A 7,294-nucleotide genomic window follows, 5' to 3' on the forward strand; every position below is an offset into this window, starting at 1 on the left:
GCGACCTGTGCGGCAGAAATGACTTAAAATCTAAAGTTTCGACTTTGGAGGAACTTTATGATTTTTTCTCAAAAAAATACTCAAAAATTACATCGAAGATGTGATTTTTGGAGCTGTCGACATTTTGTCGACAGGCTCACTACTCATTATCATTTACCATATGATTAATTCTTGCGGGGATTTCGTTTGTTACTATGAAGTCCACACCGTAATCAATGTATTTTTGTGCTGTTTCCGTGTCGTCAACGGACCATACACCGCAGAAAATATTTTGTTGATGGAGTATATCTATTGCGGCTTGATCCACTTGCGGATAGTTATACAAAATACCTCTGTTTTCGGATATTTCCGTAATACGTTCAAGATTATCCGTATACGGTGCAGGAGTGTAACCGATTGTCATAACAGGGATAATACTGTTTCTTGCACGAATTTCTTTTACATCATCAATCGCACCTGTGATTATACAATGCGTTTCAAGTCCGCTTGCTATGATTGTGTTTAGAAATGCATCGTAATTGGTGATATTTTTGATTTCGATAATCGGTACATTTCCGTATGTACTGCATATCGAAAGGTATTCTTCAAGAGTAGGTATTTTTAAGTTTTCGTTTGTGTTGAGATAATTTCCGTAGTCAATTTGGAACTGACTTAAATCGTCAAGCGTGTAGTCGGAAATAGCTCCCGAACCGTTTGTTGTTCTGTCAAGAGTGTCATCGTGCATACAGACGAATTGACCGTCACTTGTTTCGCAAATATCCGTTTCGATACCCCAAAAACCAATTTTACCGGCAAGCTCAAACGCCGGAATACTGTTTTCGGGCGCATAGTTTGAATATCCTCTGTGTGCGACAAAACGTTCCGTGCTGCCGCCTGAAAATACGGTTGATGTACCGCTTTCGGCTTGCTGTGCACTCGCCGGAGTGGCGATTGCGTCATTATTATCGGAAGAAGGAAAGAATTTTAACATAACAGCAGACACGGCAAAAAGAAGTACGGTAAGTATCCATAATTTGCGTCGTACATTGTACATATTAAAAACCTCCTTTCACGTCTGCTCGTTTATTTAGAATAATGATTTTATACCTATTATAATAAGAATAATTCCGCCGAGTATTTCTGCTTTGTCGCCAAGTTTCTCACCTGCTTTTGTACCGACAAATAATGCGATAAGACTTAGAACGAATGTAGTTACCGCAATAATCGGTGCGGACTGCCATATGTTTGCACTGTTTGCGGCAAACGAAACACCTACGGCGAATGCGTCAATGCTTGTTGCAACTGCTTGAACAAGTAATATCCAAAGCGTGAGCTTTTTCGGCTCGGTCTCTTCGTCTTTGGCAAGCCCCTCACGAATCATATTAATACCGATTATACCGAGAATAAGCAGTGAAATCGGTCCTGACCATTTTTCAATAAACGATGCGAAAAGACTTCCGAGAAAGAACCCTAAAATCGGCATTATTCCCTGAAAAAGCCCGAACAAAATCGGCATTGAAAGTTTTCTCAGCCCTGTCATATTCGTATAGACCATTGAACTTGCGATACAGACCGCAAAAGCGTCCATACTTAGTGCTATACCGATAAGCACTATTTCTGAAATTGACATTATGTATTCCCCCATAATTTAGCTTTGAATTTATATTATACTATATATTCTGCCTTTAATCAAGGCAATATTCAACAAAAAACTCGAAAAACACATAAAAAAAGCCGAGTTAATCGAATTAATCGGCTTTTTTTATGTGTTTGTAATTTTTAGTTTGTACGGATAACAACGGTTTGAGTATCTCCGTCCCAGTCAACATCAAAGCCTATCATATCGGCGATGTCACGGATTTTGAAGTAAGTATTTCCGTTTATGTTGTAAGAAAGGACTTCTTTTTCTTCGCCGTCCACATAAACAGGGGCGGTGTTTTGGTCAACGTTAAGTGCGGCTGAATGGTCGCTGTTAAGCTCGCCGCCTACTATTGTGTATTTAACTCCCGTTGAAATTGCGATAGCACTCAAATTCTCGTCCCACGCAACGTCAAAACGTGCGTTTGTTGTACGAAGTACCATTGCAATATCACGAATTTTATAATAGTTTGAGTCGTTTACGGAATAACCCGATACTTCAACATCTACACCGTTTACGGATAGTTTTGCATTTGAATTTGTTGCGGTAAGCGTGTTGATACCCTCGTATCTGTCAACGAAATCCTTGATTTTTGCTCTGTTCGGATAACCGTTTGTCAAAAAGTCATTGCCGTACATATCAACGTAAGGAACGGTTTGATATGAGCTTACATATGATTTAAGTATTTTTTCTGTTGAGAAAGTCTGACCGTCAAACATAAGCTTGTAGAAGTTGATAACCGAAGAATAGCGCGGTACTTCACGACCGACAAATATGTATCTTCCGCCGTCTTGGTATACGGTGATGTCTGAAAGGCAAGTACCGATAATGTTGTTAGGAACGTCAATATTTGAAATTGTATTGCCTTTCATAGTGAACGCGGCTGAAATACCTCCGTCCATACCGTCACGCATAACGAATGCCTCCGGTATACCGTTTCTGTCAAGATCGGTAAGAACTACTTGATTGTATGACGGATCTGAGGACATAATTTTCATAAGACGTGTAACGAACGCTTCACGCCAACTCTCTGCCGCAAATGTACCTGTTACGCAAAGCGTAAACATCATAGCAGTGGCAATTATCGCCGAAATAATCTTTTTCATTTTATTTTTCCTTTCATAATAAAAAGTGTTCGAGTTCTTTTTAAATATCTGTATTATACTAAAATTTTTTATTGTTGTCAAATCTGACACTGTTTTTACGAATATCGCTTGAATATTTGACTGTAATTTATTATACTATAAAGGAAAAGGTAACTAAAAACAGAGAGGAGAAGATGATATGAAGTACAGAGAAATGGCGGGAGAGAAAATATCGGTATTGGGCTTCGGTTGTATGAGATTTCCGACAACGTCAAAAAATGCGGAAGACATTGATGCCGAAAAATCAGCAAAAATGCTTGAATACGCTATTGAAAAAGGTGTGAACTATTTTGATACAGCGTATGTTTATCACGGCGGAAAAAGTGAAAGTTTTATAGGCGGAGTTTTAAAACCGTATCGTGACAAAATACATATTGCCACAAAATGTCCTACATGGGAAGTGAAATGTGAGGAGGATTTCGACCGTTTGCTTAACGAACAGCTTGAAAGACTTCAAACCGATTATATTGATTTTTACCTTATGCACGCACTTGATAAGGACAGATTTAAGAATGTTGTCGAAAAATTCAATCTTATAGACAAGCTCAACAAGGCGAAAGCCGACGGTAAAATCCGTCATATCGGTTTTTCGTTCCATGATGACGTTGAAACATTTAAAAAGATTATTGACGCAAATCCTAATTGGGAGTTTTGTCAGATACAGCTTAACTATATTAATGTAAAATATCAGGCGGGTCTTGAGGGGCTTGAATATGCACATAAAAAAGGACTTGACGTGGTTATAATGGAACCGCTTTTGGGCGGTAAACTTGCGAACCCGTCACCGCAGGTTGCAAAAATGTTGTCTGACGAAAAGACGCCTGTTGAGTGGGTAATGGATTTCCTGTGGAACAGAGAAGAAGTATCACTTCTTTTGAGCGGTATGGGTGCAATGGAACAGGTGCAGTCAAATATAGGCTATGCGGATAAAGCGGAAGTGGGTATGCTAACGGAAGAAAATCTTAATATGCTTGCAAAGACAAAAGAGGTATTTGACAAAATGGCACTTGTACCGTGTACAAAATGTGCGTACTGTATGCCTTGTCCGTTCGGACTTGACATACCGAAAACATTTGAGGCGTACAATGCAACCGCTTCACTCGGTACAGACAGAGCAAAGGCAATTTATGCAGAACTTAACAAGGGTGCGGACCAATGTAAGAAATGCAAAAAATGTGAAAAAGTCTGTCCGCAGAGTATTAAAATCAGTCACACAATGACCGAAATTGCAAAAATATTTGCGAAATAATTACAAAGGCTGTTTGATTTAATTCAAACAGCCTTTATTTGTATGGGATTGACTGTAAGTTGTTGACTTATACGGCGGTAATGTAGTATAATCGTTTTTGTAATGAAAAAAACAGGAGGATTGTTCTTTTGGTATTTTCAAGTTTAATGTTTATGTGCATATTTTTGCCGATAGTGCTGATTGCATATAATTTATCGAAAAATCTTACATATAAAAATACAGTACTGATTATCGCCTCGCTTTTTTTCTACGCTTGGGGTGAGCCGATATGGGTAGTGCTTTTGATATTCAGTGCGTTTGTGGATTATATAAACGGACGTATAATTGATAAATACTATGCGAGGGCAGGTGCAACGATTGCGCTTGTTTCATCGCTTGTGATAAATTTAGGCTTGCTTGCAATGTTTAAATATTCGGGATTTTTTATTGAAAACATCAACTCATTTTTACACACGTCAATCCCTAATCCGAATTTCAAACTGCCTATCGGAATATCGTTTTACACATTTCAAACGCTGTCGTATACGATAGATATGTACAGAGGAAAAACGCGGGTGCAAAAATCGTTTTTGGGATTTTTGGCATACGTTTCAATGTTTCCGCAGCTTGTCGCAGGACCGATTGTGCGGTACAGTACGGTTGCGAGTGAACTGAACAGCAGACGTGTTACGGCTGATGATTTTGCATACGGCGTAAAAAGATTTACCGCAGGTATGTGCAAAAAAGTAATGCTTGCAAACAGTTCGGGTGCGGTTGCGTCAATGGTACTTGACAGTACAAGACTTACGGTTGCGTCATCATGGCTCGGAATAATAATGTATACATTTCAGATTTATTTTGATTTTTCGGGTTACAGTGATATGGCGATAGGTTTGGGAAGAATGTTGGGTTTTCACTTTAGTGAAAACTTTGAATATCCGTACATTTCAAGAAGTATAACCGAATTTTGGAGAAGATGGCACATATCGCTGTCAACATTTTTCAGAGATTACGTCTATATACCGCTCGGCGGTAACAGATACCACGCAATACGAAATATATTCATAGTATGGCTTTTAACCGGACTTTGGCACGGAGCAAGCTGGAATTTTATATTTTGGGGATTGTTTTACGGTGTACTTTTGTTTATTGAAAAAACACTGTTTAAAAAGAAACTTCAAAAAATTCCCGCTCCCATCTGCTATATATACACTATGTTCTTCATAATACTCGGTTGGGCGCTGTTCTATTTTACGGACTTAAACGCACTTTGGACATTCATAAAGAGTGCGTTCGGCGTGGGTACGGCATTGTACGACTTGACGGCGGTGTCAACATTCTGTACGAATGCATGGCTTATTGCGGTTTGCGTAATAGCGTCAACTCCGATACCGACAATTATACACAAGAATTTCTGCAAAAAATCAAAGGTATTTGCGGCAATATCGGAGCCGATTTTGGTTATTGTCGGACTTGGAGTGTGCTTTGTTCTGCTTGTGGGACAAACATATAATCCGTTTTTGTATTTCAGATTTTAAGGAAAGGTGACGAATATGAGAAATAAGCTTACAATCGGTGCATTTCTTCTTATGCTGACAGCTTTTATCGTTGTACTCGCACTTCCGGCGGACGAGGAAAGTATAAAATCTGAAAACAGAGTGATGGCAACAATTCCGCCTGTAAATGAGGAAACAGTGTTTTCGGGTGAATTTGAAACAGGGTTTGAAAGTTTTATCGGGGATAATATCGCTTATCGTTCACAAATTACCGATTTTTCAAAAACGTTGGACGAAAAAAGAGGATTTGTACCGAAAACAGGTAAAATTATTTCCACAAATAAAGATATAGGAACGGGTACAACTCAAAAGCAAACTCTTCTTGTTGCGGATAACACTATTATGGAGATGTTTATAAGAAACGATAAAACAGAGCAGGAATATGCCGACGCGATAAATCGCTATGCCGAAAAACTTCCTGAAAATATAAAACTTTTCAGTATGGTAATTCCGACACAGCTTGAATTTAAAGAACCTATATATAAGAATTTGCAGGACAGTCAAAAGGATACGATAGACAGTATTTATTCAAAGCTTGACAGCAGGGTGGGTACTGTTGACGCATACGGTTTGTTGTCCGAACATTCAAATGAGTACATATATTTCAGAACCGACCACCACTGGACGCAACTCGGCGCGTATTACGGTTACAGTGCGTTTATGAATAAAGAGGGCGGACAAGCGGTAAATAAAGATGATTACGAAACAGGTAAGATACAAGGCGTACTCGGTTATCTTTATGACAGAGTAAGTTCAGATGTGGCGACAGAACCCGACACGATTGAATGGTACGACATTGACTATGATAAGCATATCAAAACAACAATGTATGCAACCGACGAAAAAGGCGAAATGTATTCGTACAACGGTGTGATGTACGACAGAAGTAAAGCGAATTATAACTTTTTCTTCGGCAGTGACCATCCGATTGTCGAAATGACGAATGAGAAAAATCCTGACGGTAAAACGTTGGTTGTGCTTAAAGATTCGTATACAAACGTACTTGCACCATGGCTTATAGAAAGCTATAAAAATGTAATTCTTGTCGATCCGAGAATTTTTGACGGCGATTTTCAGACGGTTTTGGATAAGTATTCGCCTGATGAGGTGCTTGTTGTGAATTATATTTTCACGACTGTTTTTACGGATTATTGCAATTTGCTTAAAAATTTGTACAATTAACAAAGAAGCGGTTTCTTTTTTATAAAGAATTACCGCTTTTTTCTTTACAATAACAATTCGTTATGATATAATTCTAATATTGAGAAAAAACAAAAAGGAGAGAACGAAATGGGTAAGACTAAAGGCGGTTTCACACTTCCGGGTGAAAGCGGTTATGAAAAGCTAACACTTGAAATGGCTGAAAAATGGGGTGCAGACGTAATCAGAGATTCTGACGGTACGGAATTGTCACCTGAAATTATAAATGCGGGTTACGGAATTTATTCTACAATTTGTATTATTCGTGACCATAACGAGTGGGCAAAGCAAAACACAGATAAATTACAGCAGTCATTCCTTATGACAAATCCTGTTGTTGCGGAAAGCAACAGTGTTAAGATTGACCTTATGAAGGACTTCTTTAACGAACAGTTCAAGATTAACGAGTCTGACGAATCAAAGGCATATTGGCAGGTATTCGACAGAACTGCAAATGAAGAAGTTAAGGATTGGACGTACGAAAACGGCGTTGTTACGGTAAATGGCGTAACACCTTGGCATAAGTACACAGTAAACTTCCTTGCAT

The 7,294-nt window shown here is 38.7% G+C and carries 7 protein-coding genes; 4 read left to right on the forward strand and 3 right to left on the reverse strand.

Translation table 11 applies throughout. The features are described from left to right. Nucleotides 1-139 precede the first annotated feature (139 nt). The 3 genes from ACLTU0_RS04060 to ACLTU0_RS04070 all read right to left on the reverse strand — a co-directional run bounded on the left by ACLTU0_RS04060 (nucleotide 140) and on the right by ACLTU0_RS04070 (nucleotide 2,724). On the reverse strand, nucleotides 140-1,033 hold the full coding sequence (locus ACLTU0_RS04060) for a glycerophosphodiester phosphodiesterase family protein (RefSeq protein ID WP_147513912.1): 894 nt from the start codon (nucleotides 1,031-1,033) through the stop codon (nucleotides 140-142). Between the two features lie 33 nt (nucleotides 1,034-1,066). Next, on the reverse strand, nucleotides 1,067-1,609 hold the full coding sequence (locus ACLTU0_RS04065; RefSeq protein ID WP_147513913.1) for a manganese efflux pump MntP family protein: 543 nt from the start codon (nucleotides 1,607-1,609) through the stop codon (nucleotides 1,067-1,069). 149 nt (nucleotides 1,610-1,758) lie between these two features. After that, a complete protein-coding gene (locus ACLTU0_RS04070; RefSeq protein WP_412321473.1) occupies nucleotides 1,759-2,724 on the reverse strand; it encodes a stalk domain-containing protein in 966 nt (321 codons plus the stop codon). 178 nt (nucleotides 2,725-2,902) lie between these two features. Between ACLTU0_RS04070 and ACLTU0_RS04075 the strand changes: the two genes are divergently transcribed. From ACLTU0_RS04075 to ACLTU0_RS04090, 4 genes are all read left to right on the forward strand, one after another. Further along, nucleotides 2,903-4,012: an aldo/keto reductase gene (locus ACLTU0_RS04075; RefSeq protein ID WP_412321474.1), complete on the forward strand. Its 1,110-nt coding sequence runs from the start codon at nucleotides 2,903-2,905 to the stop codon at nucleotides 4,010-4,012. Between the two features lie 128 nt (nucleotides 4,013-4,140). Next, nucleotides 4,141-5,529 carry an MBOAT family O-acyltransferase gene (locus ACLTU0_RS04080; protein WP_412321475.1) on the forward strand — a complete coding sequence of 463 codons (1,389 nt, stop codon included), beginning with the start codon at nucleotides 4,141-4,143 and terminating at the stop codon, nucleotides 5,527-5,529. Nucleotides 5,530-5,544: 15 nt separating this feature from the next. Next, a complete protein-coding gene (locus ACLTU0_RS04085) occupies nucleotides 5,545-6,729 on the forward strand; it encodes a DHHW family protein (RefSeq protein WP_412295158.1) in 1,185 nt (394 codons plus the stop codon). A 108-nt stretch (nucleotides 6,730-6,837) separates the two neighbouring features. Next, a partial coding sequence (locus tag ACLTU0_RS04090; RefSeq protein WP_412321476.1) for a 1,3-beta-galactosyl-N-acetylhexosamine phosphorylase N-terminal domain-containing protein occupies nucleotides 6,838-7,294 on the forward strand: 457 nt, incomplete at its 3' end.

Origin of the sequence: Hominilimicola sp., assembly GCF_046972485.1 — a bacterium.
Lineage (GTDB): Bacteria > Bacillota > Clostridia > UBA1381 > UBA1381 > Hominilimicola > Hominilimicola fabiformis.

Coding starts and splice junctions, on each gene's coding strand:
- ACLTU0_RS04070 (WP_412321473.1), bottom strand. CDS start 2,724: ATGAAAAAGATTATTTCGGCGATAATTGCCACTGCTATGATGTTTACG.
- ACLTU0_RS04065 (WP_147513913.1), bottom strand. CDS start 1,609: ATGTCAATTTCAGAAATAGTGCTTATCGGTATAGCACTAAGTATGGAC.
- ACLTU0_RS04060 (WP_147513912.1), bottom strand. CDS start 1,033: ATGTACAATGTACGACGCAAATTATGGATACTTACCGTACTTCTTTTT.
- ACLTU0_RS04085 (WP_412295158.1), top strand. CDS start 5,545: ATGAGAAATAAGCTTACAATCGGTGCATTTCTTCTTATGCTGACAGCT.
- ACLTU0_RS04075 (WP_412321474.1), top strand. CDS start 2,903: ATGAAGTACAGAGAAATGGCGGGAGAGAAAATATCGGTATTGGGCTTC.